Below are 26244 nucleotides of genomic sequence, written 5' to 3' on the forward strand. Positions count from 1 at the left end.
CGGGAATGAATGCGGCCGACCGGTGATGCTACCGGTCAGCCGGGGGCTTATTGCTTGGCGCTGAATTTCTTCCAGGCCTGGCCTTCGTCCTGAAGGTCGTGGGATCGCTTGATCAGGTACTGATGGATCTGGTCCACCTGCTCGGGGGTAAAGGCATCGGCGAAGGACGGCATGCCATCGGGCACGCGACCACCGAACAGGATGCCGAGGAACATCTGGTGCTTCTCCGGCGTCAGCTTGCGCAGGTCCGGCAGCACGCCGCCGCTGACTGCGTGGATGCCATGGCACTGTGAGCAGTAACCGTCATAGAGCTTGCCGCCGGCCTCGATGGACGCTGTGTCGGTGCTCAGCGCGGGTGGTTTCGGGGTATCGGGACGTGGCGCCGGCTCCTGCAACTTGGCCGTGCCCCCAATCTTGTAGGTCAGCACTTGGGAAAAAGGTTGTACCCCGGCTCGCAGCGACAGCGCTCCAGCGAAGGTGGAAAACGCCCCGCCCCAACCGGCCATGAACGTCACATACTGCTCTCCGTCGACGCTGTAGCTGATCGGCGCGGCCATCACACCGCTGGCGGCAGGTTGTTCCCAGAGTTTCTTACCGGTATCGGCGGCGTAGGCAATCACTCGCCCATCGGCACTGCCTTCGAACACCAGGTTGCCGGCGGTGCTCAAGGTGCCGCCGTTGAAGATGGTTACGTAGGGCACTTCCCAGGCCGGCTGCTGCTTGACCGGGTCCCAGGCGATCAGCTTGCCCGACCAACCCTTGGCCATCTCCAACAGGCCGTCGACATTTTCCGGCATCATCCCGGTACGCAGGCCCAACTGGTAAATGCTCTTGAAGGGGTTGCGCTTGGGCGCCTCGGGAATGTGCTCGTAGTAGGCCGACATGATATGCGCCGGGATGTAGACCAGCCCGGTGTTCGGGTTGTAGGACATCGGCTGCCAATCATGGGCGCCCCAGAAGGCCGGCGTCACCAGCTTGCGCTTGCCGTCCTTCCAGTAAGCCGCATTTTCGTCATCGACGATCGGCCGGCCGGTCTTCATGTCCATGCCCTTGGTCCAGCTTTGCGGCACGATGCCCTTGGCCGAAAGCAATTCACCGGTGGCGCGGTCGATCACATAGAAGAAACCGTTCTTGGGCGCCTGCATCAGCACTTTGCGCGGTTTCCCATCAATTGGCAGCTCGGCGAGGATCATGTGCTGGGTCGCGGTGTAGTCCCACGCGTCGCCCGGCGTGGTCTGGTAGTGCCAGGCGTATTCACCGGTATCGGCGTTGACCGCGACAATCGACGACAGGAACAGGTTGTCGCCCTTGGCCTGGCTGCGCCATTTCGGGTCCCACAGCGAACCGTTGCCGACACCGATGTACAGCAGGTTCAAGTCCGGGTCGAAGGCAAACGAATCCCAGGCTGTACCGCCGCCGCCCTGCTCGACAAATGCCTCGCCGTGCCAGGTCTTGGCGGCAATGGCCATCGCCTTGTCTTCCGGTGGCAGCTTGGGATCGCCGGGCACTGTGTAGAAGCGCCAGGCCTGCTTGCCGGTCTCGGCGTCATAGGCGGTGACATAACCGCGCACACCGAATTCCGCGCCGCCGTTGCCGATCACCACCTTGCCGTTGACCACCCTGGGCGCGCCCGTGATGGTGTAGCTGCGCTTGTGATCGGCCCGGGTATCGACCGACCAGGCGCGTTGACCGGTCTTGGCATCGATGGCCTCCAGGCGGCCATCCAGCACGCCGACATAAACCTTGCCCTTCCACACCGCGACGCCACGGTTGACCGCATCGCAGCAGGCCTCGCCCGCGCGGTTGCGGTCCGACTTCGGGTCGTACTTCCAGATCAACTTGCCGTCACGGGCATCCAGCGCATACACCACCGAAAACGGCCCGGTGGTGTACATCACGCCATCGACCACAATCGGCGTGGCCTCGACACCACGGTCCAGATCGAGCTTATAACTCCAGGCCAGTCCAAGCTGACCGACGTTCTGGTCGCTGATCTGCTTGAGCGGGCTGTAGCGCTGCTCGTCGTAGGTCCGCCCGGTGCTCATCCAGTTGCCGGGTTCCTTATCGGCGGCGACCAGTCGTTTGCTGTCGACATTCGCCGGCCCCTCAGAGGCCGACGCAGACGCAGTCGCCAGGCTCAACAGCAAAGCCGTGACCAGGGATTTCAGAGGGATACCGGCGACGGTGGATCGAGCGCCGGAAAGCGAGGCATGGCCAATCTGTCTCATGGGATCAGTCCTGTTCTTATTAGTGGCGCGGTCATTTCAATGCGCACCAGTGAAAGAGCAACGACCATGCCACTGACTTCTAACGGGGCTGGAGCGCTTGATTTGTTGGGATTCAAGAAACCACCAAGCGCTATTCATCCGCGAGAGGCGCTACAGGTGTAGCGCGTAGCGCTACAGTGGCGGGACAGATGTTGTGCGACAGCGCTTTTACGATCCTCTTGGCGAGACAGGATAATACTGGCCGTGCTCGTCCACTCGCTGAATCATTGACTGTTCCCCGAACCGCTTGATGTTGTTCTACCTCTGGATGCTTCTGTCCGGGCTGCTGGGTCGCAGGCTCTATGGCCTGAGCCGCACGGCGCTCAGCCCCGGGTCTGGCTGAATACGTTTATCACGCTGATCATCCTGCTCGGTCAGTCGGTGCAAGACAGTGCCCTGGGCAAAGACGTCTACACCGCTTTCGCCGTGCGCATGGGGCTGTTCATCCTGATGACGCTTTATGCGTGCTTGATGATGCATGTGCTCGGCGAGCGTCACCGGCCGCTGCCGCAAAGTTTCCCTTGAGTCAGCGCAGCAGGTAGCGCTCACCCACTCCAGGATCGTCGCGCTAGTGAAGCACCGCCTGAAGAAATTGCCGTGTCCGGGGTTCTTTTGGCGTGCTGAAAATCTGTGAGGGTGGGCCCATCTCGACGATCCGCCCGCCGTCGAAAAACACCACCCGATCCGCCACCTCACGGGCGAAACCCATCTCGTGAGTCACGACGATCATGGTCATGCCTTCGACGGCCAAGCCCTTCATTACATTCAGCACATCGCCGACCGTTTCCGGGTCCAGCGCCGATGTGGGTTCATCGAACAGCAGCAGCTTGGGCTTCATGGCCAAGGCGCGGACGATCGCCACCCGCTGTTGCTGACCACCGGACAGCTCGGACGGATAGCTGTCAGCCTTATGCCGTAGCCCGACGCGATCCAGCAACGTCAGCGCATTGCTTTGCGCCTGGGCCTTCGATGCGCGCTTGAGCTTGACCGGTGCGAGCATCATGTTCGCCAGCACCGACATGTGCGGGAACAAGGTGTAGTCCTGGAACACCATGCCCACCTCCTCCCGCAGCTTCGCCAGCGCCTTGCGATCGCCGGCCTTGATCGACGCACCGTTGCCGATGACCACGCTGCCCGCTGAAGGTGCTTCGAGGCTGTTGAGGCAGCGAATGAAGGTCGACTTTCCCGACCCGCTGGGGCCAATGATCACCACCACTTCGCCCTCGGCGACGTCCAGGTCCACCCCTTTGACCACCTCGTGGTCACCGAACCGCTTGTGCAACCCACGTACCGTCAACATCGTGTTCATCTCCCCGCCTGTGCCCGTGTAGCCGCTTGCAGACGCTCCTGGGCCGTCGCCAAACGAGCACGACGGGCCTGATTGGCGTGGCGCTCGGTGGCGACACGCGTGTTGGCGCGAAGCAGGCTCGGTTTGAGTGAAGCCATCGACGGCCCCCCCGCTGAAATTCTGGCCTGTACGTTGGCGATGGGGTCGAGGCAATCTCGCACTTTCTGGGCTGGAAGATTCAGCGCGTGCCCCAGTTGCTCCAGCGCACATAGGTCGACCATGGCGGTATCGATCTGGTGCGCGAGCATGCCCGCATCCATGGCCATGCGCACGACACCGCCCACCACGTGATGGGCCTCGCGGAACGACAGGTCCGCTTCCTGAACGATCAGGTCGGCAAGGCCGGTGGCGGTCGAAAAGTCCTCGCCCGCGCGGCGTACGGCCAGCTCGAAGTTCGGCGTCGCGGTGCGCAACACCAGGTTCAGTAGCTTCAGGCAGCGCAGGCTCTCGTCGGCGGCCTCCCAAAATCCACGGGTGCCCTCGCGATTGCCGTCGCCGGTGTGGGAGAAGTTGCTGCCCTTGATGCTGATGCTCGCTCCCATCAACAAGCCAACGATATGCCCGCTACGACCCTTGAGGTATTCCAGCACCGTGGGGTTTTTCTTTTGCGGCATGATGCTCGACGTCGCGGCCACGCTGTCGGGGAAGTCGATCAGGCTGAATTCGTGCGTGCTCCAGACAAAGTAGTCCTGGGCCACACGGCTCCAGAACACCGCCAGCAGACTCAGGTGCGACAGGCTTTCGAGAATGAAATCCCGCGAGCCGACCGCGTCCAGGGCGTTGTCCAGATAACCATCGAAACCCAGCAATTCAGCGGTGCGTCCACGATCGATGTTGAACGGCGTCCCGGCGAAGGCCGCCGCGCCCAGCGGGCTTTGGTTCATCGACTCCAACGTCTGGGTCAGGCGCTTGCAATCGCGGGCCAGCGCCTGTTCCACCGCCGAAAGGTAATAGCCGTAGGTGATCGGTTGTGCCGGTTGCAGGTGGGTATAGCCGGGCATCACCACATCGGCGAACACCTCAGCGTTGTCGACGGCTGTTTGCCGGACTTCAAGCAAGGCATCGATCAAGTCCATCAGTACCTCGCGGCAACGCAGCCGGTCGAGCGTGGCGAGGATGTCGTTGCGACTGCGACCCGTGTGCAGGCGGCCGCCGATATCGGTGCCGATCAACCCGATCAAGTGGGCTTCATAGTTGAAATAGGCGTCCTCCCGGGAGGGATCGAGGGACACTTCACCCGGTCCGGCCTCCTCCATCTCCAGGACACCCTTGGCCAACACAGTGGCGTGCTCATCACGGATCAGGCCCTGCTCGGCAAGCATGACGATATGGGCCTTGTTGATGTTGCCCAAGAGGTCGAAACCTTCGGCGAACCCCTGCAGGCGCGGCCGGTAGATGTACTCGTTGACTTCCGGAGCGGTGGCTTCCTTCAGGCGTCGGCTGACTTTGGATGCTTGCATGTTGAAACCTCTTTAGGAGTGGCACGCGTCACTGGGCGACCCAGCCGACGTTCGAGATAACGGCTGAGCCAACTCAGCAGTGAACAGATGACGAAATACACCAACAGGACCAGGCCGTAGACGCTGAACGCGGGGCTGACGCCGGTCATGACGGTGTCGCGCTCGATGATGATCTGGCCGACCTTGAGAAACTCGCCGACACCCACCAGCGCCCCCAGGGACGTGGCCTGTACCAACATGGTCAGCAGACCGGTATAGGCCGGCAGAATGGCCCGCATCGACTGTGGCGCGATCACGTACAGATAGATCTGCCAAGGACGCAGCCCCAGCGCCCAGGCGCTTTTCCATTGGTGGCGAGCCACCGATTCCAGGCCACCGCGCACAATCTCGATGCCATTGGCACTGCCCCACAGGGTCAGTCCGGTGGTCACCGCCGCGAACGGACTCAGGTCCAGGCCCAGCATCGGTGCGCCGAAAAAAATGAAGAACACATTGACGATCAGCGGAATCGAGCGAAACAGCTCGACGTAAGCGTGGATGGTCCACCCCAACAGGCGGTTCTTCAGCGTCGCCATGACGCCCAGAACGATGGAGATCAGCGTGGTGAACAGCAGCACCACCATCGCCAGGCGCAGGGTCATCCACAGGCCCTTGCAAACGAAGGCCCAGTTTTCGATCAGGAAATTCATGCTGGCCTCAGTGTTGGAAAGGTCGTTGCAGGCGGGCCGAGAGCCGTCCCGTCAACAGCGCCAGGATTCCCACCAGCGCCAGGTAAATCACGCAAATGGCGCTGAACATTTCGATCGCACGAAAATCCGTGGCTATGCGATCCACCGCGACGAACGTCAGCTCGGCAAGGCCGATCGCCTGCAAGTAGGAGGAGTTCTTGAGCAGCGAAATGGAGGTGTTCAATACCGCTGGCAGACTGGTCCGAAACGCGATGGGCAAGGCCACCAGGAAAAAGTAATGCGCCGGCTTGAGGCTCAGGGCAACGCTCGCTTCACGCATGCCATGCTCCACGGTCGCCAGCCCGCCCCGCACGTTCTCGATCTGATAGGCCCCGGCCCAGAGCGACAGGCACAAGACGCCCGACCAGAACAGCGACAGTCCCATGCCGATGGCGGGCAACCCATAGAAAATGAAGAACAACTGCACCAGGATCGGCGTGTTGCGGATCAGTTCCACATACAGCACCACGGCCTGCGTCAGCACCGGCACCTTCATCACCCGCGCGGCACCGCCCAGGACCCCCACGAGCAGTGAGCAGATAATGGCGAGTACCGACACCTGCAAGGTCATCTGTACGCCATCGAGTAGCGCCGGCCACTGGGCCACCAGGTAATTGAAATCGAAATCCATGGTTGGCGTCCGCTCAAAGGGCTTCGGCAGGCTTGGGCTGCTCGAAGACGCTCAGGTAGTAGCTCTGGATGCCCTGCGGCACGTATTGCTGGATCCATCCACGGAACAGCTTTTCCTCGTGCATGCGCGCCACGGCGGCACTCAGGTAGTCGCGCCATGGCTCGTCGTTCTTGCGCACACCGATCGCGGCGTCGGAAATCTGGAAGGGCTCGTTGAGCAGGCGCGCGTCCTTGTCGTTGTCCGCCACCACCACCAGCGTCGCGGCATCGTGGGTGTAGGCATCGGCACGGCCCTGGCGGAAGGTCTGCAGCGCATCGGCGGCGCTGTTCATGCGCAACGTCTTGACCTCCGGCATATGGTCCTCGAACCACTTGGCCTGCACCGAACCCTTGAGCGTGGCGAGGGTCTTGCCCTTGAGGTCGGCGATCTTTCTGATCGCACTGTCCTTCTTCACCACCACGTCGCTGGCGCCCCAACGATACGGCGTGCTGAAGTCAATCACGCGCAGGCGTTCAGGGGTGACGCCCAGGGTTGCGATCAGGAAATCAACCTTGCGTCCAAGCAACTGCGGGACGCGGTTCTCCGCCGTGACACAGGTAAACGACACCTTGTCCTTCGAGCCCAGCGCCCACAGCGCAACTTGCCTGGCCATCTCCACTTCAACGCCGGCGAACTGGCCGCTGCTGTCCTGGAAGCCATACGGCGGCTGGTCGCAACGCACGCCGGCACGCAGTTGGCCGGCCTCCTTGATCTCATCGGGAACCGCAGGTAATCCAGACGCCTGGGCCTGGGTCAGACCACCCAGCGCCAGGCATGAGAATGCCAGTGCACTGCCAAGAATCTTGAACGAAAACGACATGATGCCTCCTGGTTTACATAGCGGTATCGAACGGCGTTGAGGCTGGACGACACCCTGAAATACAAGGGCAGAAATGAGATAAAAGAGCGGCGTTTTTTTATGCTTATGACTGCCGTATGCTCGAACTGCATCGCGTTGGCGCGTTCGCGTTCACGTCGATGTAATGGATTTATAAAGCCTGCAACTCATGCAAACAAATGACAATTCATCAGTCATTCATACCGAATTGATATGGGACGCCATGAACTTCAAACAAGTCGAAGCCTTTCGCGCGGTCATGTTGAGTGGCTCGATGACCGCCGCAGCCGAGTCCCTGCATACCTCCCAACCCAACATCAGCCGATTGATCGCCCAACTGGAGCGTAACGCCGGCTTCAAGCTGTTCGAGCGGGTCGCTGGACGCCTGCTTCCTACCGATGAAGGGGCCGCGTTGTTCGCCGATGTCGAACGGGCCTTCATCGGCCTGCACAGCCTTGAGAAATCGGCACAGAACATCCGGCGCGCCGGCACGGGGCGCTTGCGTATCGCCGCGGTCCCGTCGCTGTCACTGACCGTGTTGCCCCGCGTGATCCAGCGCTTTCGCCAGGAGAACCCGGACGTCGCGATCTCGCTGCATACCAACGACTCCCCCATGGTCGCCCATTGGGCCGCCTCGCAATTTTGCGATCTGGGACTGGTGTCGTACGTGGGTGAGGACATGCCGGGGGTGACGACCCAGTTGATTTGCGATGTGCCGGGAGTCTGTGTATTTCCCAAGGGCCATCGACTGAGCGCACTGGCGTCCATCGGACCGGAAGACCTCAAAGGCGAGGAATTCATTTCGCTGTCCCAGAATGACGGCTCGCGGACCCGAGTCGACCGGGCATTCCCCGAAGACCGAGGCCATCGCAAGCTGAACCTGGAAACGCCTTACGCCGCCACCATTTGTTCACTGGTAGGACTTGGGCTGGGCGTGAGCATCGTCAGTCCGATCGTGGCGCTGGAATACCTGCACACCGGTATCGAAACCCGCCCCTTTCGTCCACAGATACGCTTCCCGACTTACCTGCTACTTCCGGCAGACAGGCCGCAAAGCCTGCTGACACAACGGTTCGGGCAATTGATCCATGAAATGCTCACCGCCGTCGCGAAGGACTGGCAGTGAGCAGCAAGGCGCCGCTGGCGATCAACCCGCGGCGATGACGGTGATTTCCACCAACAGGTCCGGGGCCGCAAGACGCGATTCAACGGTGGCGCGCGCCGGTGCATGGCCTTCCGGGGCCCAGGCGTCCCACACCTCGTTCATACCGGCGAAATGGGCCTGGATATCCGACAGCCAGACCTGGGCACTGAGAATGCGAGTCTTGTCCAGACCGGCCTGGGCCAGGTAGTTGTCGATTTTTGCCAGCACCTGGGCGGTCTGGCCCTTGATGTCCTGCGTCCGGTCAGCGGCCGTCTGGCCGCCGAGAAAGGTGAAGCCATTGCATTGAACGACGCGGCTCATGCGTTGATTGGTTTCGATCCGGGTGATGTCCAGCATGTGAACTCCTTAGTGTTGCAACAGGGTTTAGGTGGGTTGGCCATTTGAAGCCGTCACAGTGGCGGTGACTTCGAAACGGTCGATGGCGAAGGGTTCCAGGGAGATGTCCGAATGCTCGCCCAAAATAAGCTGGGCCAGGCGTTTACCGGTGCCAGGGCCCATCTGAAAGCCGCTGCCACAAAATCCAAATGAGTAGCTGAGGTTGCTGGCCTTGCGACTGGCCCCTATCACCGGTAGGTCATCGGCGGTAAAGGCTTCAACGCCGGCCCAGACGCGGTTGACGCCCAAGTGTCGCAAATGGGGGAACAAGTCGGTGACCGTGCGCGCGCTGCTGCCCAGACGCGTCATGTCGACTTCGCCATGGCGCGAGAGAAAATCCAACGACCCGATCAGCTTGCCACCAATCACGACGGTGCCGTTGGCGAACTGCTTGAAGGACAAGGCCCTTGTCGTGGCGCCCAACACCGGGGCACAGAACGGTGCGACCCGATGGGTGACCATCAACATCAGGCCTTCGGGATGGGCCGGGACCGGCTCGCCAACCTGCGCCGCCAGCTCGGCGGCCCAGGCGCCTGCCGTCACCACCAGATGTTCCGCGCTGAAACAGCCGCCAGGTGTGTGCACTTGCCATCCAGAGCCGGTTTGTTCGATGCGCTGGGCCGGGGTGTTCTCGTGGATCCGTACACCACGTCTCTGCGCAGCCAGGCGAAACGCGGTGACCGTCTTGTAAGGCACCGCGTAGCCATCGTCCTCGACCCAGATACCGCCCGTCACATGCCGGGAAATGCTCGGCACTTTCTCGAACACCTGGTGCTGGTCGATCAGCACTTCGTGGGTGAAACCCAACGCCTGGAGGTGCTCGACACGGAGCCGGCACTCCAGTAGCTCCGCCGCGCTCTCCGCCAGCTTGAGCTGCCCGCTGGGAACAAAACCGCCGTCGCCGCCCAAGCTGTTCTCAAGATCATGCCAAAGCTGCCGCGAGGCCAGGGCCAACGGAATTTCCGCTGTGTGGCGCCCCAGGGTACGCACCCCTCCGGCGTTCACGCCAGAGGCGTGGCGGCCGCAATACTCCGCTTCCAGCACCGTCACCCTGACGCCAGCTTGCGCGAGGAATAACGCAGTGCTCAGGCCATGGATGCCGCCGCCAATCACCAGCACATCCGCCACGCGCCCACTCGCCTCACTCACCGGCCAACTCCCCCAAGGTGATGGGCTTTATCGGCGGTCGAATTCGGTAATACCCGACTTCGGCCGCCGACACCCCCCGGGCCTTGGCGATGACTTCGGTGACCGTCAGGCCGCACATGCGCCCCTGGCACGGTCCCATGCCACAACGGCCAAAGGCCTTGGCCTGGTTCGGGCCCGCGCAGCCCAGGGCGACGAAGCCGCGCAGCTCACCTGCCGTCACTTCCTCGCAACGGCAGACCATCACCTCGTCGGCTGGAATACGGTTTTGTTCCTTTGGTTGATACAGCGCATCGAGGAAGGGCCGGATCCGCAGATTGGCTTCAAGTTGCAGGCGCAACTTTCGAGCCTGTTCATTACGATCAGCAGCGCTGATCGCCTTGAGCCGCGCGGCAATTCCCAGCGCCGTCAGTTGCCCCTGCAACGCCGCCGCCTGCGCCCCGCCGATGCCCGCACCGTCGCCCGCGACATAGACCCCCGGCACATCCAGTTCTCCCCATGGATCGCTGACCGGAGTGAAACACAGCTGCTGCGGGTCCCATTCATGGCGGGCGCGCAACGCCTGGCTGAACTGGATGTTCGGCACCACGCCCTGATGCAACAGCACGCAGCGCGTGGCGATGCGTTGCGCCTTGCCCGAAACGTTGAATGTCAGGGCCTGCGCCGCCTGCTCGCCTTCGATTGCCAAGTCTTCGGCACCGCTGTGGTGAGCAATACCGGCAGCACGCAAGCTGCGCATCAACTCCAACCCCTTGCGCAGGTACGGCCAGGCCCGCAAGGCAGCAAACAGGGGGCGACGGGCGCGCCAGTAGTCTTCTGGCCGCGTGGTGTCGACCAGGGCCTTGATCGTTACACCCGCCCGCAGGTACTGCCAGCCGAGCAGGTACAACAGCGGGCCGCAGCCGGCCAAGACCACCGGCTCGCTCGGTGCCAGGCCTGAGCTTTTCAACAGGATCTGCGCGGCGCCGACACTCATCACGCCGGGCAAGGTCCAACCAGGAATCGGAAACGGTCGTTCCATGGCACCGGTGGCCAACAGCACGGCCTTGGCATCCAGCGTATACAGGCGGCCTTCACGCAGATAACTGACCTGGCGCTCCCGGGTCACTTGCCACACCGATGCACCTTTCTCATAACGCACGCTCGAAGCGGCCAGGGCCTGGACCCATTCATTGCCCTGGGCATAATCGGGCCCCAGCAAAGCCCGCCGTGACAGAGGTGCCAGGCTGATGCCTCGATAGATCTGCCCACCCGGGCTCCCCTGCTCATCCAGCAACACCACCTGCAAGCCCAACCCGGCCAACCGCGTCGCCGCAGCCATGCCGGCCGCGCCCGCGCCAATCACCACGACCTCGACGCTTTCAGGGTTCATGACTGCACCTCCACGGCCTGGACATTCATCGTTCGATAGATCAGATCCCGTGCGCCCTCCTGGGAATGGATGCGCATGCCGTCAGCCACTTCGATCAGGCAGCTTTGGCGGTTAGGGACGCCATCGATCTCGACCAGGCATTCGAAGCACACGCCCATCATGCAGTACGGCGCTCGAGGCGACTCACTGACCGGGGTGGCGCGAAAGCGATCGATGCCAGACATCAGCAAGGCAGCGGCGACGCTCATGCCGGCGGGCACGTTCAGCGGTTGATCGTTGAACGTCAGGCTCACCGTCCGCGTCGCCCTGACCTCACTGGTGATCGGTTGAAACAGCGGATCAGTGCGCATGTGAAAACACCTTGTCGGTTAGAAAACGATCTCCGGAAAACACTCCCAGCTCATCAGGCGGCGGCCCGCCCATGATCCACGGCGCGATGCGCAGGGCATGGGCGGCCGCCAAGGTCACGCCGCTGTGACAGGTGACCACGAAGGCCCCCGGGTGCGCGCTTGATTGCTGGTAAATGGGCAATCCGTCCGGGCTCATCACCCGCAATGCGCCCCAGGCCCGGACCAGCCCCACGTCCCGCAGCAAGGGAAAGGTCGTGACACCGCGCTTGGCGATGGCGGCCAACACCTCGGTGGACGTGCCGTCATCAAAGCCCACCTCCTCCATGGAATCGCCAAGCTGTACGGTGCCTTCATCGGTCTGGCGCACGTTGAGCGTCGGATAGTGAAGAAATGGCCGGATCCGCTCGCTGATCAACACTTGTCCGCGGTTGGGCGCTACCGGTGCATACAGGCCCACCTGCCGGGCCAGCGCCGCGTTGCCCAGGCCGGCGGCCAGGACGATCCTTGGCGCGACGAAGCAGCGTTGGCCGGCTCTCACCCGAAACTCGCCGGCGGCGCAATCAATGCGCTCGACCTGCACGCCACCCAGCAATCGCACGCCTTTGGCCTGGGCCGAGGCGTGCAAGGCCCGAAGCAATTTCAGTGGATTGACGTGGCCGTCCTGAGGCGTATAGCTGGCACCGACCACCGCTGGGCCGATCAATGGCAAGCGGGCTTTCAGTTCGGCGGCGTCCAGCATTTCGAACGGATAATCCCCCAGCGCATCCCGCAAGGTTTGCAGCCGCGACTGACGCTCCAACAGTTCTTCGTCGTTGAAGCACATATGGAAGCCACCCGGTTGCCTGAGCTGGACATCGATACCGCTGTCGGCCATCAGCGCCTGGGCAAGCGCCGGCCAGCGAGTGGCCGAAGACCGAGTCCAGCGCGAGTAATCCGGGAGGTCATGGCCCTTGCCCTGGACCCAGACCAGGCCGAAATTGCCCCGAGAGGCACGAAACGCATCATCGCCCTGATCGAGCACCTGGATGTCGACACCGTTGCGTGCCAAGCCATAGGCCACCGCCATGCCCACCAGCCCGCCGCCGATAACGATCACTTGCGACTGCACGGGATTGTGCCTGTCCTGGCTCATTTACTTTCTCCGATCAATACCCGATCCAGCCCGACCATGCGGTCGAGCACCAGCATCAACAACAGGGTTCCAATGATCAGCACCGTGGAAACCGCAGTGATCAACGGATCAATGGTCTGGGAGATCTGGTTGTACATGGCCACCGGCAACGTCGTGGTGCCTGGCGTGGCGACGAATACGGTCATGGTCAGCTCATCGAAGCTCTGGATGAACGCCAACATCCAGCCGCCCATCACCCCTGTGCGGATACGCGGCAGCACCACCCGATAAAAAGCGCTCCAGCGCCGTGCGCCGAGTGACAGGGCTGCTTGTTCGATGTCGCGCTCCAGGCCGATGGTCGAAGCCAGCGTCAGCCGCAAGGCATAGGGCAACACCACAATCACGTGGGTGATGCTCAGCGCCCAGAACGATCCGCCAATCTGTGCCATGGAGAAAAACCGCAGGAATGCGATGCCCAACACCACGGAAGGAATCATCAGCGGCGACAGCAGAAAACCCGTCAGCGTGCTGCGCCCGGCGAACTCGTAGCGGCTGATCGCCAATGCCGCCGGGACCGCCAGCAGCGTCGCGACAGTGGCTGAAAACAGGCCCAGCTTCAACGACAGGAAGAATGCGTCGAGCATTTCCTGGTTCTCAAGCAGCGCCCGGAACCAGCGCAACGACAAGCCGTCGGTGGGCAACGACAGGTAGCCCTTATCGGTAAAGGCGATCGCCATCACCACCACCAGCGGCGCGACGATGAAAGTGATGAACAGCAGGTGGTACAGCAGCGAGAAAAATCCGTTCTTGTGCATGGCCGGCTACTCGAAGACTTGCTTGAAACGACGTTCGGCCAGCTTGCTGCAACCCAGGATGATGATCAGGTTGGCAACCAGCAGGAGCATCGCAATGGCGGCGCCGAGGGGCCAGTTGAGGGTGCCGAGAAATTCGTCGTAGGCCGCAGTCGCCACCACTTTCAGACGTCGACCGCCGATGATCGCCGGGGTGGCGAAGGCGGACGCCGCCAGGGCGAAGACAATGATCGAACCAGAAAGGATGCCGGGCATGATTTGCGGCAGGATGATCCGACGGAACACCGTCAGCCGCGAGGCCCCAAGGGACAATCCGGCCCACTCCACCTGCAGGTCCAGGCGCTGCAAGGTGGCCCACACGGCAATCACCATGAACGGCACCAGCACATGGGTCAGCGCGATGATTACGCCCAGTTGGGTGAATAACATCTTCACCGGCTGGTCAGTGATGCCCAGCGCCTGCAAGGCATCATTGATCAGGCCGTTGTTGCCCAGCAGGATCGCCCAGCCGAGCGTGCGCACCACCACCGAAATCAGCAGCGGCCCCAACACCACCAGCAGGAACAACGAGCGCCAGCGCGGCGCCATGCGCGCAATGATGATGGTTTCCGGCACCCCCAACAGCACGCAAAGAACTGTCACGGCCAGCGCCAGGCCACCGGTGCGCAAAAAGATGTCGTGGAAGTAACCGTCCTTGAACACCTCAAGGTAATTGCCAAGGCTGTAGGCCGGCAACACGCCCTCGGTATCGCTGAACAGGTTGAGCGAGAGCACTGCCGTCAGCAGCAGCGGCACCAGCAGCAACGCGATGAACACCAGTAACGCCGGACCGCTGAGCAACCAGGGCGCGGCACCGACATGCTCGGCATCATACCTGGCCATGGGCAGCCTCCCGATCTAGCAGGCGAAGGTCATCGTCTGACCAGTCCAGGCCGATTTCATGGCCTTCATCGGGCGGCGGAGTGCCCAGGTTCGGCTGGGTCATGTGCACCATGCCCAAGTGGGTTTCCACCGCGATCAACCAAAGATTGCCAAGGAATACGCGCAAGCGGATGCGCCCGTTCAAACGGCCGCTGCCGCTCTCCGTCAGGCGAATCTTTTCCGGTCGGATGTAGACATTGACTTCATTGCCCAGCGCCCGGTCTTCATGGGGGACATGCAGCAGCGTGTCCTTGACCTGCACGTTGCAACACCGTTCGTTGCGAGCCTGTACGGCACCAGCGAAAGCATTGGTCTTGCCCAGGAACGCCGACGCAAAAGGTGAATGCGGGCGCTCGTAGGCTTCATACGGGGTGTCGATCTGCACGATCCGACCTTTTTGCATCACGGCGATGCGATCGCTCATGGTCATGGCTTCGACCTGATCGTGGGTCACCAGAATGGTAGTGATGCCCAGGTCACGCTGAATCGCCCGCAATTCGATGTGCATCTCCTCGCGCAGCTTGGCGTCGAGGTTGGACATGGGCTCGTCGAGCAACAGCAGGTTCGGGCGAATGGCCAGGGCCCGGGCAATGGCGACCCGCTGCCGTTGGCCGCCAGACAACGCCTTGGGGTAACGCTCGCCGAGGCCGTCGAGGCGCACCAGCGCCAGTGCCTCGTCGATGCGCTGGCGGCGTTCGGCCTTGGGTACGCCACGCATTTCCAGGCCAAAGCTGATGTTCTGCGCGACGCTCATGTGGGGAAATAACGCGTAACTCTGGAAGACGATCCCCAGCCCCCGCTGCTCAGGCCGTACATGGGTGATGTCGCGGCCATCCAGAACGATGCGCCCCTGTGTGGGCTGAACGAAACCGGCGATGGATTGCAGCGTGGTGGTTTTGCCGCACCCGGAGGGTCCGAGCAAAGCGATGAACTCACCATGCTGCACCTCCAGGTCCAAGCCGTCGATGGCTTTGAAACTGCCATAGGTCTTGACGAGGCCTTCAAGCGTAAGAAATGCCATTGGCTTGCCACGCAGGCCGGGCCTGCGCCTCCAGAAAGGTTTCGGGAAGGATCGGAGCCCGTGGACGCTAGCGTTCGACCGTGCGGTTCCAGCGCGTCGTCCACTCGCTACGCTGCTGGTTGATCGTGTCCCAATCGACCTTGATCAAGGCATTGACCTTCTCCGGGCCGTAGGGCATGCGCGCGGCGACATCCGGCTCAAGACTGACGGTTTTGTTGACCGGTGCGAAACCGTTTTCCCGCGCCTGGATTTCCTGCACTTGCGGCGACAGCACATATTGGATGAATTGCTGGGACAGCTCAGGCTGCGCGTTGGGCGTGATGCCACAGGCGGCGATCTGCAGGGCGATGCCGCCCTCTTTGGGGTAGATGAACTTGAGTGGGAAGCCGGTGCTCTGCAACGCCATTGCACGACCGCTGCCATACACGGCCATGACCACGTCACCGTTCTGCATCATGCCGTCCATTTCACCTGGCGCCGAGACCCAGGCCAGGACATTGGGACCGATTTCGTCCTTCAGCGCCTTGAAGCCGGGATCGATATTCTTTTCGCCACCACCGCGCAAACGAGCCATCTGCACCAGCGTATGCAAGCCATAGGTGTTGGTCACGGGCGGCATGCCCAGCAATTGCTTGTAACGTGTATCGGTGAGGTCTTCCCAGGAATCGGGCGGGGCCCAGCCACGCTTCTTGAAGGCCTCTTCGTTGTAGCCGATACCGGTGGCGACTACGCCGATCCCGGTCGCTTCAGGGCTGATTCGCGCGAGCGGATAGAGGTCTTGATAGACCGGCGCATCGCTGAGTTTTGCACACAGTCCCATTTGCAACGCCTGGTACATCGGCCCATCGTCCATCATGGCCACGTTGATTTGCTGGCGACCTTTCTGGGCCTGCAATTTGGCCAGGGTTTCCGTCGAGTTGCCTGCGACGTAGATCACTTTGACGTTGTGCTGCTTCTCGAAGGCCGGAATAACCTTGGTCTTGTACATCTGCTCGGTTGATCCGCCCACACCCGCGACATACAGCGTCGGCTCGGCGAAAACGGCGCCGCTACTGCCCAGCCCCAAGAGGGTCACGGTGACAGCAGTGGCAATGCGGGCCAGGGGACTGAACGGCGGTATTGCTGAGGTCGAGTTAGGGCTATTCACAGACTATCTCCGAAGTGCGTGGGGGCAGATCGAACAATGCGTCAGTTGCTTCGGCGTCAATCGAAGCCATGCAGCACGCTGCATGTTGTCGGCGAATACCTCGCGCCGATGGCGCATCTTCAGGTGCGCTATGGGGTTGCTGATTGGGAGTATTGCGATGCACCATCCATATGGTCAAATCAGAATATCCCGGTTAACTATTCATATTTGATATGAAGGGCAAGCATGAATCTCAGGCAAATCGAAGCATTCCGCAGCGTCATGCGACTGGGCTCCATGACCGCGGCAGCCGAGGTGCTATATACCTCGCAGCCCAATGTCAGCCGGCTGATCGCGCAGTTGGAACTGAGCACCGGACTGACCCTGTTCAAGCGCGCAGGCGCGCGGCTGGTCCCCACGCAGGAAGGCCAGGCATTTTTTCATGAAGTGGAACGCGCCTATGTCGGCCTCGACAGCCTCAAGCATTCGGCGAAGAACATTCGCAACCTGGGCACCGGGCGTTTGCGTGTAGCAGCGGTACCGTCGACCGGCCTGAGCCTGCTTCCAGCAGTGATCAAGAACTTCACCGTCACGCGGCCCGAACTCACGGTGTCGCTGCACGTGAACTCCTCGCCCACAGTGGAGCAATGGGTCAAGTCGCAGTTTTGCGACATCGGCATCGTGGTTCATCCCGGCGACGTCAACAGCGAGCAGATCGAATTGCTCGCCGAAAAAGCGGCCGTGTGCGTATTGCCTCGCACGCATGCACTGGCGGCACGGGCGCAGATTACCTTCCAGGACCTCGAAGGCCAGCCATTCGTTTCACTCTGCCATGGCGACGGCACTCGATCACAGGTGGATGGCTTGTTCGAACAGGCAGGCGTCGAGCGGATAATGGCCGTCGAGGCGCAGTACAGCGCGATCAACTGCGAAATGGTCGCGCTCGGCATGGGCATCACCCTCGCCCACCCGCTGGTCGCCAAGGATTATCTGCATCGGGACATCGTGGTCAGGCCATTCACCCCGGACATCCTCTTTCCGACCTATGTGATATGGCCGACCGCACCCACACGGACGCGACTGGCCGAGGAGTTCGTCGATACGTTGAAGGCCTATTATCGAGACGTGGAAGACGCATGACCCGGTGTCCTGGCTTTCCAGCCATCGCTCACCCATCAATTTCTGAACAAACAGACAGGCAGCGGAGAATCAGCCCATGACCTCGACCCTTGCAGATCTTTATCGCGACTATATCGCCTGCCTGAATGCGCAGGACTGGGAAAACCTAGGCCATTATGTGCACCCGGAGGTGGTACACAACGCGCGACGATTAGGGTTGCACGGCTATCGAAGCATGCTGGAAGCGAACTATCGGGATATTCCCGACTTGCGCTTTGAAATGGATTTCCTGGTGATTGACCCACCTAAGTTGGCGGCTCGCCTGGCATTCAATTGCTGCCCGATCGGGACGTTTTTGGGCCTTGCGGTGAACGGGGCACGGGTGTCCTTCAAGGAACACGTTTTCTACGCCTTCGAAGACGGCAGGATCCGCGAGGTCTGGTCGGTCATCGACAAGGAGGCGATCGAAGCTCAGCTCCGATCAGCGTAGATGGCGCAGCGCTGTTCGTCGCAGGCTGTTTTCCCAGTCAAAACTGTGTTGAGCCGGGTTTAAAATCCAGCGAGGTGGTTGAGCGACCCACCACCTCGATTTCTACGGGTGCCGCTAGATCAAGGGTGAGCTGCTCACCACCCGCAGTGCCAGACCCTCGAATGCATCCAGCGTAATGGTGAATTCGCCTTCAGGCGTAAGATCACCTTCGACCCGCTCATTGATGATGTCGACCACCGGCCCCGGTGCAATATTGGGCAGGTGCAGGGTTTCAGTGATCTGCGTGGAACCGAAGTTCAGCGCAGTGATTTGGGTCCCTTTGCCGGTCGGCAGTTCGTGGACCATGATCAACAGTCCTGGATGCTCGACGTCCGGAACCAGTATCTGGCGACTGGCGGCGATGTCATAGGCACGACGCGCAGCGAGGATTTTGCGCAGTTGCGAGACGAACGAATCCGGATCTTTCAACTGGCTTGGCAAGCTGCCGTACAAGGTCTTCGGACGTGGCATCTGGCCGGCCGACAATACCGCATCGGGATTAAGGTCCACGAGATCGTAAGCACCGCGATGAATCCAACGTGTGTCGCCGTCGCCCATCAGATGCTCGACCTGTTCCGCCGGCAACGGCAGCGCGCCGACCAAGTCCCAGCCTGACAAGGCAAACACGCCAGGTTGCATCGCGTTATACATCACCAGCAGCAGATGAACCTGGCGAATCTGCTGGATGTCTGCGGCAGTAATTGCGTCAAGGTCACGAATCCCCAGCGCTGCCGTGATGATGCTCGCGGTGGTGCAGGACACGCCGTTGGTGACGAATTTCAGATTGTAAGGCGCATGTTCTCCAGTGAGGCGTTCGTACATCTGCTCACGGATGTGCTCGCGCAAGATGCCGCCGGGAAAGGTCTGGCCCTGATAGAGGTAAGTATCGTGAGCGTGCAGGGTCCAGAAATGCACCAGCTCCAGGGTCAATTCATCATGATTCTGCAATGCATGAATCAGCGACCCGGGATCGATGCCGAGGGTGTGCATCTGCCGCAGCATCAAGCGCAGGAACTCGGTATCGCCCATCAGCAACGCATGCTGGTAGGCGGGTCGGGTGATGAAGTCGTAGGAGAGGTCCGCCCCTCCGTGGGACATGGCGGCGATATCGTCTACGGTCAGGTTCAGCTCTTGAAAACTGAAACCGCCTGCCTTGCGAATCGCTCCACCGAGCAGCTGGTTTCCGGTGATCGACAGCGGATGACTTTCGGACCAGGCGGTACCGTCGAGTTTGCGTTCGACGCCAAGAAATCCGTTGGCGTCCAGGCGTAGAATTTTCGCGCCCATGACGTCGATGGCATGCAGCGCGTCCCCGATGATCATCTGCTGAGCGGCAAAGGTCGGGTCAAGCCAGTTCAGCGAAGGTTGCCCTTCCTTGAAGTAATGCAGGTAAACCCAACGTCGCGGCTTGCCGTCAACACCCATCACGATCGGCGTCGCACTCCAATCGGTTTCCTTGACTCCCGGTTCGAAGAAGATGACCCGTTGCAACTGACCGACGATGTAGTGCTTGTCGCGCAAGACGTCTACCTGCTGCGGAGTGAGGTTCTGCGCATCGCGCCCCTCGGCAATGTCAGGCAGCAGCGGCCAATCCTCCTCGCGGATTTCCACCATGTGGTAGAGCCCCGGATAGTCTTCATACGCCATTTCGGCCAAGCGAAAATCCGCGCCTTTGCCGGTATGAGACGGGATGACATCATCGATGACGACCGCGTTATGCGCGGCGGCCATTCGGGTCAACGCTTGGAGCTGCGCCTCGGTGCCCAGCTGCGGGTCGATGTCGAAACTGATGCGATCGAAATTTCCGTCAATCGTAGGTGTGTGCTCAGTGCCCGAAAGACCGCCGGACCTTTTCAACGGTCCATTGTGAATGCCCTGGATACCGATTCTCGACAACGCATGCCACAAGGTTTCATCCCCCAGCGCCTCCAGCACGGTGCCTTCTTCGCGAGTAACAATGGATGCCGGATACGCGGTGAACCACACCGAAGCCAATGCCGAGGCATCGCGGGGCCGGGTATGTGCGAAGGGCTGCTGCCACAATCGTCCTTGCCCTGAGTAGAGCTTGGCGCGCTTCCTCGCAGCCGCGAGCATCGATTGTTCGACCAGCCAGTCGACATGATTTTTCTCAGCTGCCGTCATGGAAACAACCACCTCTGTCATGAAAAAACCCAGTCGCCCCTCTCCATCCCAGGCGCCGCTTGTTTTTATATGAGGCTACTAGGCGACATTCGTTGCATTGGATCGGGAGAAGGCCTGATGGATAAGCAGAGGCTTTGCTATTTCAACACCACCAGACGACCTGGATAGAAACCGCTGAGGCGAGCCGGGCGAGTGGCTTTATCTAAAACGGTCAACCAAATTCTCTAACGAAGCTACCGCCACGGCGCAAGAGCCCCTTGGAACAGTGAAAAAGCTCGATGCATGAAACTGTTGAAGCGCTCGGCGTCACGCCGCAGCCCTGCCTGTTGACCACCGATCAGGCACAGATGAGCCACGTGGCCGATCACTTCTGCTTCGCCTGGCATATGCGCCAGGCGGCGACACGTCCGTATCGCGAAATCCAGTCGTTTCGCGTCAACACGCTGCTGGAACTCACCTACCAACGGATCGTGCAGCGACCAGGCGCGAATGGAAACTTCCCGCCCAGGTTGTTTCTCAGCGGCAATACTCAAGTAGCGTTTCAATATTTCGCCCGCGCTACGACCCTGCGCCGCATGAGCGAGCATGCGCTCCGTGTAGTCTTCTTCCCAAGCAGCCAGCAAGGTGCGGACAAAGTCTTCACGATTGCGGAAATGGTGGTAGAACGATCCGCGGGTCACATCCAATCGGCGCGATAGACTCTCGGCCGAAACGCCGACATGCCCTATCTGGTCGAGCGCCTCAAAACCAGCCGCGATCCAATGGCTACGAGTCAGCTTTTTCACCGGTTATTTCGCTCCTTGTTTAGCGCCATACAGGCTGTGTATGGCGCGCAACCGATTGATACGCTGCGAACACCAGCCAAGATGGCCGTTGCGTTTTGCACGCCAGCACGTCTCATGGAGCTCGCCTTGAAGAAAATCGTTCTGGTTGCTTTCGACCAATTCACCGATATCGACCTATTCCTGATGTGGGACATTCTAGGCCGCAACACCGAAGACTGGCACGTCCGGATATTAGGTGCCAGCGCTATCGTGCGATCGGCGCACGGCCTGCCTGTTTCGGTGCACGGTCCGCTTTCCGAGGCCAATAGTGCCGATGCGGTATTGTTCGTCAGCGGCAAGGAAGGGATACCCGCCGCACTTGCCGCGCCAGATTTCCTGCCGTCATTTGAGCTTGACCCCAGGCGCCAGCGAATCGGCTCCATATGCGCCGGCGCCTTCATTCTCGAACGGCTTGGGCTGCTCAGCGGCCAGGCAACTACACACCCGGATGCACGATCGAACTTGCAAGCCTTGGGACTTAAATCCCTGGACCAGCCTCTTGTATGCCAGGGGAACGTTGCAACCGCAGGCGGATGCCTTTCGGCGCTCTATCTGGTGGGTTGGTTGGTTGAATCCTGGTTCGGTGCCCAAAAGCGCCGAGCGACGTTGCTCCCGGTTCTGCCAGCTGGGCAGCAAGCGCTCTATGATGCCTTGATCGGGCTCAGCATCCGACAAGGAGAAGTGGGCGCCGCCCAACAAGAAACGCGACATGGCATGTCGTCAAATTGGTAATTGGAACTCAGGAGATCCCCAATGCCCCGAGAATTTGAGCTTATTATGGCCGTGCCAGTCCCCTCGAGGTCCGGCATCACCCACCTCTACAAGTCGATGAACCTGGCAGACGCCTTTGCGATTCGCCTCCCTGCGGGCACATCCAGCAATCCAGATCTGCTAGCTCGATTCATCCTTTCCCACCAGCCATCCTGGATCGGATGGCTCATGCAAGTCCGAGACACGATGGTTGCCTGTTTGGGTCTCAAGACAGCCAGGCATCTGGCAACCCTTGCTGATCGGGTGGGTATCTTCAAGGTCTACAGCACAAACCAGACTGAAATCGTTTTGGGAGAGGACGATAAGCACCTCGATTTCCGGATTTCGGTCCTATGTTCTGGAGAGGCAGAACCCGAAGGCAGTCGCCAACTGGTTTTTTCAACCGTGGTCCACTGCCACAACCGTCTAGGCCGGGCCTACATTTTCGTTATTGCCCCATTTCACCGTTTGGTAGTAAAGGCCAGCCTGCTGCGTGCAGCGCGCGTCGGTTGGCCGCTGGCTTCGTTGTAAGCCTACGCCCACTCTGCACACCGCCTGTCCGACCCAACAGGCGTGTGCCGAGCGAGCAATCGCCAGCCCGGCTACCTCCTCCAGGCCAACGGGCAATACTGCAACTATCATCTATGCTTTCATCTTCGGCTCGGGCGTCATCTACGAGCCCTCCCATTCATATGCCGCCATTACAATCGAATAGCAACAGCCAAGGAGGCAGTATGCTCGCTCGCTTCTCGACCGAACTCCAGACCCGAGAGGAGCTCGATGCCAAGCAGGCAGATTCCATGGACTGTGGCATCACCTCCCCACCAAGCCATGCATTGAGCCCCAAGTTCAACATTGTCTGTCAGCAGAAACCATTCAAAGGCTGGTCAGCCCATGTGCAAATCCTGCAAAGAGCCTACGAGGGCGACAATGAGGCCTACCATCTGGCACCGGGCTTTTATCCCACCGGCTTGATGATTTCCGGCGGCGTCACGAACTATGTCCCAGGGGCAGGCAACCGACAGATTTATGTGGAAATCGACGCTGCGCACTCTGTGGATGGGCGCGATGCCGAGCAAGAGCACTGTCGGGATATTCTGCACGCCTACGCCATTACGTTGAAAGCCATGCAAGATGCTCTGGACAGCGCGAAAGCCAAGGGCCCCTATTTCGGGGACAACCGCGAAAAGGCCGTGCGAGCCACGAAAAACGCCATCCTCACGGGCCTGCATCCGAAGCTTCAAGGGATCGTCCGCTCCTGTGTAATCGACAATTGGGGGGTGAAGATTCCAGAGTTCGAAGCCAAGCTCCGGCAGCTCTACCTGGACACATGCAACCTCACACAACAGCGCGACACCAATGGCTGGCACACCCTCAAGCCGGACATGAACAACCCGTCCGGGAGTCTCTGGTCATGGACCGAATACGCCGCCGAACACCTGATGCCTTCCGACCTGCACGCACTCATGCTGGGAGAGGTCAAGGACATCCGAAAACTTATGAGAGGTCCGCAATTTTCGGTGAATACAACGTCCAGTCAGCAGCTGATCATACTAGTCGCTCCCTGACACTGACATCCTGCCATAGGTCTCGCTGATTGGTCTGTGTTACGAGTCACTCGTGCATCAACCCCCACACCGCTAACAATGGAACCTGCGTCGATTTCATCGCGTGGATACAAGATGGCGGATTGAAGACCACGCCTCCCGCGCCAGGACTCCACCAGCCCACGTCCTCCCGATACCAGTCGCCCGGCGAAAGAACGAGATAGAACTCGGCTGGAGGGTGTTGGTGATAGGGGTAGCGGGTCTCAGGCATCATCAGCGCCAACCCCAAGGTCAAGGTGGAACACTCAAATAGCGCTCCAGGGCCGGCGATCATGCCGTGGCGATGCCGCTCCACGAAAGCGCTGTCCTGGTCGGCCCGGGCTTGGCGGTTTATCCAGGGAAGATGGGGCCAGAGCATGCTCAGCGCAGCCAGCATCGATATCAGGTCATCATCGGTCCTGGGCGCAATGTCGAGCGCCTCGGATAAATGGCGCTCCAAACACCGGGGCAGCGCATTTGAAGTTTGCGCTGTCTTCCTGATGTTCCATTGAGCCGTACTTAGAGACGCAGCGTGTGCTAGCGCCTTATCGCAACCGCAGTTCGACAGGACGCTGTGAAGCGAACGCCTGAGCGACTCCGTACAACGGATAATTGCCTGATCCCATGATGGATCTTCAGTGCTGTTTGTCATCGCTATTGACCTCAGGGCAACCGCGGGTGAGCAGCCCTTCGCTTCGCAGAGGTGCATCACCCAGTCAATCGCTTCTTCAAGGGTAAAGCGACGATAAGCTGTGGTCTTCAAGGGCATCGCCTGAATGTCCGTTCGATGCATCTGATGCCCTTCATCAAGAGCATCAGATGGCAACACAACTATCGGATGACAGCCATTACTGGGACGGTGTCGCGGAGGCGGTCTGGCTGCCGAACATGGCCTCGAAGCGGGGCTTGTTGGTGGCGTAGTACTCTGCAACGACTTTGTCTGCCGAGCTGTCACGGGCAGCCGACATCAACTTCTCAAGGTCGGCCTTGGGAATCTTGAAGTTGGCGAAAAACCGGGCGACATCAGGATGCTCGGCGCTGAAGCCTTTGCGGGCAACCGCGTGAATTTGTTCGGCGCCCCCGAAAATCTGCTTCGGATCGTCGAGGTAGCGCAGCGGCCACTTGGCGAACATCCAGTGGGGACTCCAGGCGTTGATCAACGACCATTTGTCACGCTTGATGTTGCGATCCAGCTCGCTCAGCATTCCAGACTCTGAAGAAGCGACCATCTTGTAACCATCGAGCTTATATTCCTGGATGGCCTTTTCCGTGAGCTTGTATTGGCCGTTACCCACTTCCGAAGTGAGGATCTTGCCGCCGAGTTTCTCCCGCACCTCTGGTTTATTCAGATCCTCGACACTGGCGATCTCGCTGGTAGGAATAAACGTTGGCACCGCCATGCCGATCCGACCTTCATACAGCACGCCGAGGTCTTCGAGCTTGTCCTGGTATTTGTCATAGAACGCCTTGTGAGTGCTCGGCAGCCAGACCATCGGAATCAGGTCGATATTGCCGTTAGCCAGGGCCTGGAACTGAATGCCAATATCGGCGAGTACCAATTTGACCGGTTGCTTCAAGTGGTCGCGCAATGCCGTATCTGCCAGCTTTACAGCGATTTCCGTATCCGACCAATTCACCCATCCAATACGGATAGGCGTGGGTTCCTCGGCGTGAGCACTCAGGCTACCGGCGGCCATCGCCAGGGCTGCAAGCCAGCCGATACAAGTTTTACTGGATAACGTCATCATGATGCATCTCCGCGTACTGTATTAATAGTTATTGGCAGGGCAGCAGAAGAATTAACGTTCCCTCATCAAAGCAGAGTGCCATCGCCCTCCTCAAGGGATTTAATGTTATGCATGGATAAGTTCTAGTTATGCGAAAACCCTTCACGTATTTAGGTGTTTCGGCCCTCCTCCGCCATTTGGCGGAGCTTATAAATGTCAGCATTCACAATGCTTTTTCGAGCGCCGGCAAGGCCTCGAACAAATCCGCCAGTCACATGTAATCCGATCAACTGCGCGACCATTTGCCCGACCTGATTGTTTTCCTGGTCGATCGCCTGTTTGCCGAACAGGATCAATTGTGGCCTTTGCTGGTCGATCACTTTGCTCAGGTACTTGGCCACGTTGAGCGGTTCGAGTACCGCACTCGTCTCGACCAGCAGCGTGCGGTCCGCGCCGAGTGCCAAGGCCGTGCGCAGTTGTTCCTGGGCGGCCGACGTGCCCACCGAGACCACTACCACGTCGGATACCAGTCCCTTCTCCTTGAGGCGAATCGCCTTTTCCACCGCGATCTCGCAGAACGGGTTCAAGGCCATCTTCACGCCATTGAGCTCGACGTCTGAGCCGTCGGCTTTCACCCGGACTTTCACATTCGGGTCGATGGCGCGCTTTACCGCAACGAGCACTTTCATAGTTCTTCGCACTGCCCCCGGCACTTTGGATCAATGCGGGATGACCGACCGCACGAGCCGGCCCCCTGTTTCGACTGGATGGTAATCCTGGTTTTTCCGTCAAGCAAGGGAAATGTACACCTGTGTCTCAATCGTTGACACAAACGAACATTAAACATACTGTCGTGT

25 protein-coding genes and 2 pseudogenes are annotated in these 26244 nt (G+C 60.2%); 7 read left to right on the forward strand and 20 right to left on the reverse strand.

The genetic code is table 11. The features are described 5' to 3' along the window. Nucleotides 1-47 precede the first annotated feature (47 nt). Nucleotides 48-2228, reverse strand: coding sequence for a PQQ-dependent dehydrogenase, methanol/ethanol family (locus tag PFLQ2_RS11955; protein WP_003182569.1), 2181 nt, complete (start codon nt 2226-2228; stop codon nt 48-50). Between the two features lie 286 nt (nt 2229-2514). On the opposite strand from PFLQ2_RS11955, the pseudogene PFLQ2_RS28825 reads away from it, so the two are divergent. Further along, nucleotides 2515-2792 (forward strand): annotated as a pseudogene (locus PFLQ2_RS28825) (DUF2955 domain-containing protein); the annotation flags it as partial. 43 nt (nt 2793-2835) lie between these two features. Here PFLQ2_RS28825 and PFLQ2_RS11950 read toward each other — a convergent pair. The 5 genes from PFLQ2_RS11950 to PFLQ2_RS11930 are packed head-to-tail and all read right to left on the reverse strand — an operon-like array spanning nt 2836 to nt 7293. After that, the gene (locus PFLQ2_RS11950; protein WP_003182571.1) at nt 2836-3576 is read right to left on the reverse strand and encodes an amino acid ABC transporter ATP-binding protein; all 741 of its coding nucleotides are present in this window, start codon (nt 3574-3576) and stop codon (nt 2836-2838) included. After that, on the reverse strand, nt 3573-5075 hold the full coding sequence (gene argH, locus PFLQ2_RS11945) for an argininosuccinate lyase (protein ID WP_003182573.1): 1503 nt from the start codon (nt 5073-5075) through the stop codon (nt 3573-3575). The genes PFLQ2_RS11950 and argH overlap by 4 nt, the downstream gene beginning before the upstream one ends. Further along, the gene (locus PFLQ2_RS11940; RefSeq protein ID WP_003182576.1) at nt 5045-5764 is read right to left on the reverse strand and encodes an amino acid ABC transporter permease; all 720 of its coding nucleotides are present in this window, start codon (nt 5762-5764) and stop codon (nt 5045-5047) included. The genes argH and PFLQ2_RS11940 overlap by 31 nt, the downstream gene beginning before the upstream one ends. Nucleotides 5765-5771: 7 nt before the next feature. Next, nucleotides 5772-6434, reverse strand: a complete 663-nt coding sequence (locus tag PFLQ2_RS11935; RefSeq protein WP_003182578.1) for an amino acid ABC transporter permease — start codon at nt 6432-6434, stop codon at nt 5772-5774. A 13-nt stretch (nt 6435-6447) separates the two neighbouring features. Then, on the reverse strand, nt 6448-7293 hold the full coding sequence (locus PFLQ2_RS11930) for a transporter substrate-binding domain-containing protein (RefSeq protein ID WP_003182580.1): 846 nt from the start codon (nt 7291-7293) through the stop codon (nt 6448-6450). Nucleotides 7294-7534: 241 nt separating this feature from the next. On the opposite strand from PFLQ2_RS11930, the gene PFLQ2_RS11925 reads away from it, so the two are divergent. Next, nucleotides 7535-8437: a LysR substrate-binding domain-containing protein gene (locus PFLQ2_RS11925; protein ID WP_003182583.1), complete on the forward strand. Its 903-nt coding sequence runs from the start codon at nt 7535-7537 to the stop codon at nt 8435-8437. Between the two features lie 21 nt (nt 8438-8458). Here PFLQ2_RS11925 and PFLQ2_RS11920 read toward each other — a convergent pair whose 3' ends face one another. The 9 genes from PFLQ2_RS11920 to PFLQ2_RS11880 all read right to left on the reverse strand — a co-directional run bounded on the left by PFLQ2_RS11920 (nt 8459) and on the right by PFLQ2_RS11880 (nt 16731). Then, nucleotides 8459-8812 carry a RidA family protein gene (locus tag PFLQ2_RS11920; RefSeq protein ID WP_003182585.1) on the reverse strand — a complete coding sequence of 118 codons (354 nt, stop codon included), beginning with the start codon at nt 8810-8812 and terminating at the stop codon, nt 8459-8461. A 27-nt stretch (nt 8813-8839) separates the two neighbouring features. Continuing rightward, complete coding sequence (locus PFLQ2_RS11915; RefSeq protein ID WP_033046104.1) at nt 8840-10000, reverse strand: NAD(P)/FAD-dependent oxidoreductase; 1161 nt, start codon at nt 9998-10000, stop codon at nt 8840-8842. Continuing rightward, nucleotides 9993-11369, reverse strand: coding sequence for an NAD(P)/FAD-dependent oxidoreductase (locus tag PFLQ2_RS11910; protein ID WP_003182588.1), 1377 nt, complete (start codon nt 11367-11369; stop codon nt 9993-9995). The genes PFLQ2_RS11915 and PFLQ2_RS11910 overlap by 8 nt, the downstream gene beginning before the upstream one ends. Continuing rightward, nucleotides 11366-11719 carry a (2Fe-2S)-binding protein gene (locus PFLQ2_RS11905; RefSeq protein WP_003182589.1) on the reverse strand — a complete coding sequence of 118 codons (354 nt, stop codon included), beginning with the start codon at nt 11717-11719 and terminating at the stop codon, nt 11366-11368. The genes PFLQ2_RS11910 and PFLQ2_RS11905 overlap by 4 nt, the downstream gene beginning before the upstream one ends. Further along, nucleotides 11709-12851 (reverse strand): NAD(P)/FAD-dependent oxidoreductase, encoded by a 1143-nt coding sequence (locus PFLQ2_RS11900; protein WP_003182591.1) that lies wholly within the window; start codon nt 12849-12851, stop codon nt 11709-11711. Before PFLQ2_RS11900 ends, PFLQ2_RS11905 begins: the two co-directional genes overlap by 11 nt. Beyond that, nucleotides 12848-13645: an ABC transporter permease gene (locus tag PFLQ2_RS11895; RefSeq protein ID WP_003182593.1), complete on the reverse strand. Its 798-nt coding sequence runs from the start codon at nt 13643-13645 to the stop codon at nt 12848-12850. The genes PFLQ2_RS11900 and PFLQ2_RS11895 overlap by 4 nt, the downstream gene beginning before the upstream one ends. Before the next feature lie 6 nt (nt 13646-13651). Then, nucleotides 13652-14524 carry an ABC transporter permease gene (locus PFLQ2_RS11890; RefSeq protein WP_003182595.1) on the reverse strand — a complete coding sequence of 291 codons (873 nt, stop codon included), beginning with the start codon at nt 14522-14524 and terminating at the stop codon, nt 13652-13654. Next, nucleotides 14511-15584, reverse strand: a complete 1074-nt coding sequence (locus PFLQ2_RS11885; protein WP_003182596.1) for an ABC transporter ATP-binding protein — start codon at nt 15582-15584, stop codon at nt 14511-14513. Before PFLQ2_RS11885 ends, PFLQ2_RS11890 begins: the two co-directional genes overlap by 14 nt. 67 nt (nt 15585-15651) lie before the next feature. Next, the gene (locus PFLQ2_RS11880; RefSeq protein WP_003182598.1) at nt 15652-16731 is read right to left on the reverse strand and encodes an ABC transporter substrate-binding protein; all 1080 of its coding nucleotides are present in this window, start codon (nt 16729-16731) and stop codon (nt 15652-15654) included. Between the two features lie 225 nt (nt 16732-16956). On the opposite strand from PFLQ2_RS11880, the gene PFLQ2_RS11875 reads away from it, so the two are divergent. Then, complete coding sequence (locus PFLQ2_RS11875) at nt 16957-17850, forward strand: LysR substrate-binding domain-containing protein (protein WP_003182601.1); 894 nt, start codon at nt 16957-16959, stop codon at nt 17848-17850. A gap of 76 nt (nt 17851-17926) precedes the next feature. Then, complete coding sequence (locus tag PFLQ2_RS11870) at nt 17927-18319, forward strand: ester cyclase (protein WP_003182603.1); 393 nt, start codon at nt 17927-17929, stop codon at nt 18317-18319. A gap of 114 nt (nt 18320-18433) precedes the next feature. Here PFLQ2_RS11870 and treS read toward each other — a convergent pair whose 3' ends face one another. Both treS and PFLQ2_RS28830 read right to left on the reverse strand, forming a co-directional pair. Further along, entirely contained in the window at nt 18434-20500 is a 2067-nt protein-coding gene (gene treS / locus PFLQ2_RS11865) for a maltose alpha-D-glucosyltransferase (protein WP_003182604.1), read from the reverse strand. A 233-nt stretch (nt 20501-20733) separates the two neighbouring features. After that, nucleotides 20734-21285 (reverse strand): TetR/AcrR family transcriptional regulator, encoded by a 552-nt coding sequence (locus PFLQ2_RS28830; RefSeq protein WP_003182606.1) that lies wholly within the window; start codon nt 21283-21285, stop codon nt 20734-20736. 126 nt (nt 21286-21411) lie between these two features. Between PFLQ2_RS28830 and PFLQ2_RS11860 the strand changes: the two genes are divergently transcribed. From PFLQ2_RS11860 to PFLQ2_RS27845, 3 genes are all read left to right on the forward strand, one after another. Beyond that, on the forward strand, nt 21412-22056 hold the full coding sequence (locus PFLQ2_RS11860) for a DJ-1/PfpI family protein (protein WP_003182608.1): 645 nt from the start codon (nt 21412-21414) through the stop codon (nt 22054-22056). Nucleotides 22057-22077: 21 nt separating this feature from the next. Further along, nucleotides 22078-22605, forward strand: a complete 528-nt coding sequence (locus PFLQ2_RS27840) for a DUF2867 domain-containing protein (RefSeq protein ID WP_033046107.1) — start codon at nt 22078-22080, stop codon at nt 22603-22605. A 203-nt stretch (nt 22606-22808) separates the two neighbouring features. Further along, entirely contained in the window at nt 22809-23642 is an 834-nt protein-coding gene (locus tag PFLQ2_RS27845; RefSeq protein ID WP_033046108.1) for a hypothetical protein, read from the forward strand. 46 nt (nt 23643-23688) lie between these two features. On the opposite strand, the gene PFLQ2_RS11855 is transcribed toward PFLQ2_RS27845, so the two are convergent. The 3 genes and pseudogenes from PFLQ2_RS11855 to PFLQ2_RS27850 form a co-directional block, all read right to left on the reverse strand. Beyond that, the gene (locus PFLQ2_RS11855; RefSeq protein ID WP_225970833.1) at nt 23689-24429 is read right to left on the reverse strand and encodes a dimethylsulfonioproprionate lyase family protein; all 741 of its coding nucleotides are present in this window, start codon (nt 24427-24429) and stop codon (nt 23689-23691) included. 79 nt (nt 24430-24508) lie between these two features. Continuing rightward, complete coding sequence (locus tag PFLQ2_RS11850; RefSeq protein ID WP_003182613.1) at nt 24509-25408, reverse strand: glycine betaine ABC transporter substrate-binding protein; 900 nt, start codon at nt 25406-25408, stop codon at nt 24509-24511. Between the two features lie 260 nt (nt 25409-25668). Further along, nucleotides 25669-26076, reverse strand: a pseudogene (locus tag PFLQ2_RS27850) (electron transfer flavoprotein subunit beta/FixA family protein); the annotation flags it as partial. Nucleotides 26077-26244 lie beyond the last annotated feature (168 nt).

This window comes from Pseudomonas fluorescens Q2-87 (assembly GCF_000281895.1).
GTDB lineage: Bacteria > Pseudomonadota > Gammaproteobacteria > Pseudomonadales > Pseudomonadaceae > Aquipseudomonas > Aquipseudomonas fluorescens_S.

Coding starts and splice junctions, on each gene's coding strand:
- PFLQ2_RS11950 (WP_003182571.1), bottom strand. CDS start 3,576: ATGAACACGATGTTGACGGTACGTGGGTTGCACAAGCGGTTCGGTGAC.
- PFLQ2_RS11940 (WP_003182576.1), bottom strand. CDS start 5,764: ATGAATTTCCTGATCGAAAACTGGGCCTTCGTTTGCAAGGGCCTGTGG.
- PFLQ2_RS11900 (WP_003182591.1), bottom strand. CDS start 12,851: ATGAGCCAGGACAGGCACAATCCCGTGCAGTCGCAAGTGATCGTTATC.
- PFLQ2_RS11885 (WP_003182596.1), bottom strand. CDS start 15,584: ATGGCATTTCTTACGCTTGAAGGCCTCGTCAAGACCTATGGCAGTTTC.
- PFLQ2_RS11890 (WP_003182595.1), bottom strand. CDS start 14,524: ATGGCCAGGTATGATGCCGAGCATGTCGGTGCCGCGCCCTGGTTGCTC.
- PFLQ2_RS11875 (WP_003182601.1), top strand. CDS start 16,957: ATGAATCTCAGGCAAATCGAAGCATTCCGCAGCGTCATGCGACTGGGC.
- PFLQ2_RS11930 (WP_003182580.1), bottom strand. CDS start 7,293: ATGTCGTTTTCGTTCAAGATTCTTGGCAGTGCACTGGCATTCTCATGC.
- PFLQ2_RS11910 (WP_003182588.1), bottom strand. CDS start 11,369: ATGAACCCTGAAAGCGTCGAGGTCGTGGTGATTGGCGCGGGCGCGGCC.
- PFLQ2_RS27845 (WP_033046108.1), top strand. CDS start 22,809: ATGCTCGCTCGCTTCTCGACCGAACTCCAGACCCGAGAGGAGCTCGAT.
- PFLQ2_RS11920 (WP_003182585.1), bottom strand. CDS start 8,812: ATGCTGGACATCACCCGGATCGAAACCAATCAACGCATGAGCCGCGTC.
- argH (WP_003182573.1), bottom strand. CDS start 5,075: ATGCAAGCATCCAAAGTCAGCCGACGCCTGAAGGAAGCCACCGCTCCG.
- PFLQ2_RS11935 (WP_003182578.1), bottom strand. CDS start 6,434: ATGGATTTCGATTTCAATTACCTGGTGGCCCAGTGGCCGGCGCTACTC.
- PFLQ2_RS27840 (WP_033046107.1), top strand. CDS start 22,078: ATGCCCCGAGAATTTGAGCTTATTATGGCCGTGCCAGTCCCCTCGAGG.
- treS (WP_003182604.1), bottom strand. CDS start 20,500: ATGACGGCAGCTGAGAAAAATCATGTCGACTGGCTGGTCGAACAATCG.
- PFLQ2_RS11905 (WP_003182589.1), bottom strand. CDS start 11,719: ATGCGCACTGATCCGCTGTTTCAACCGATCACCAGTGAGGTCAGGGCG.
- PFLQ2_RS11895 (WP_003182593.1), bottom strand. CDS start 13,645: ATGCACAAGAACGGATTTTTCTCGCTGCTGTACCACCTGCTGTTCATC.
- PFLQ2_RS11855 (WP_225970833.1), bottom strand. CDS start 24,429: ATGCCCTTGAAGACCACAGCTTATCGTCGCTTTACCCTTGAAGAAGCG.
- PFLQ2_RS11955 (WP_003182569.1), bottom strand. CDS start 2,228: ATGAGACAGATTGGCCATGCCTCGCTTTCCGGCGCTCGATCCACCGTC.
- PFLQ2_RS11925 (WP_003182583.1), top strand. CDS start 7,535: ATGAACTTCAAACAAGTCGAAGCCTTTCGCGCGGTCATGTTGAGTGGC.
- PFLQ2_RS11870 (WP_003182603.1), top strand. CDS start 17,927: ATGACCTCGACCCTTGCAGATCTTTATCGCGACTATATCGCCTGCCTG.
- PFLQ2_RS11850 (WP_003182613.1), bottom strand. CDS start 25,408: ATGATGACGTTATCCAGTAAAACTTGTATCGGCTGGCTTGCAGCCCTG.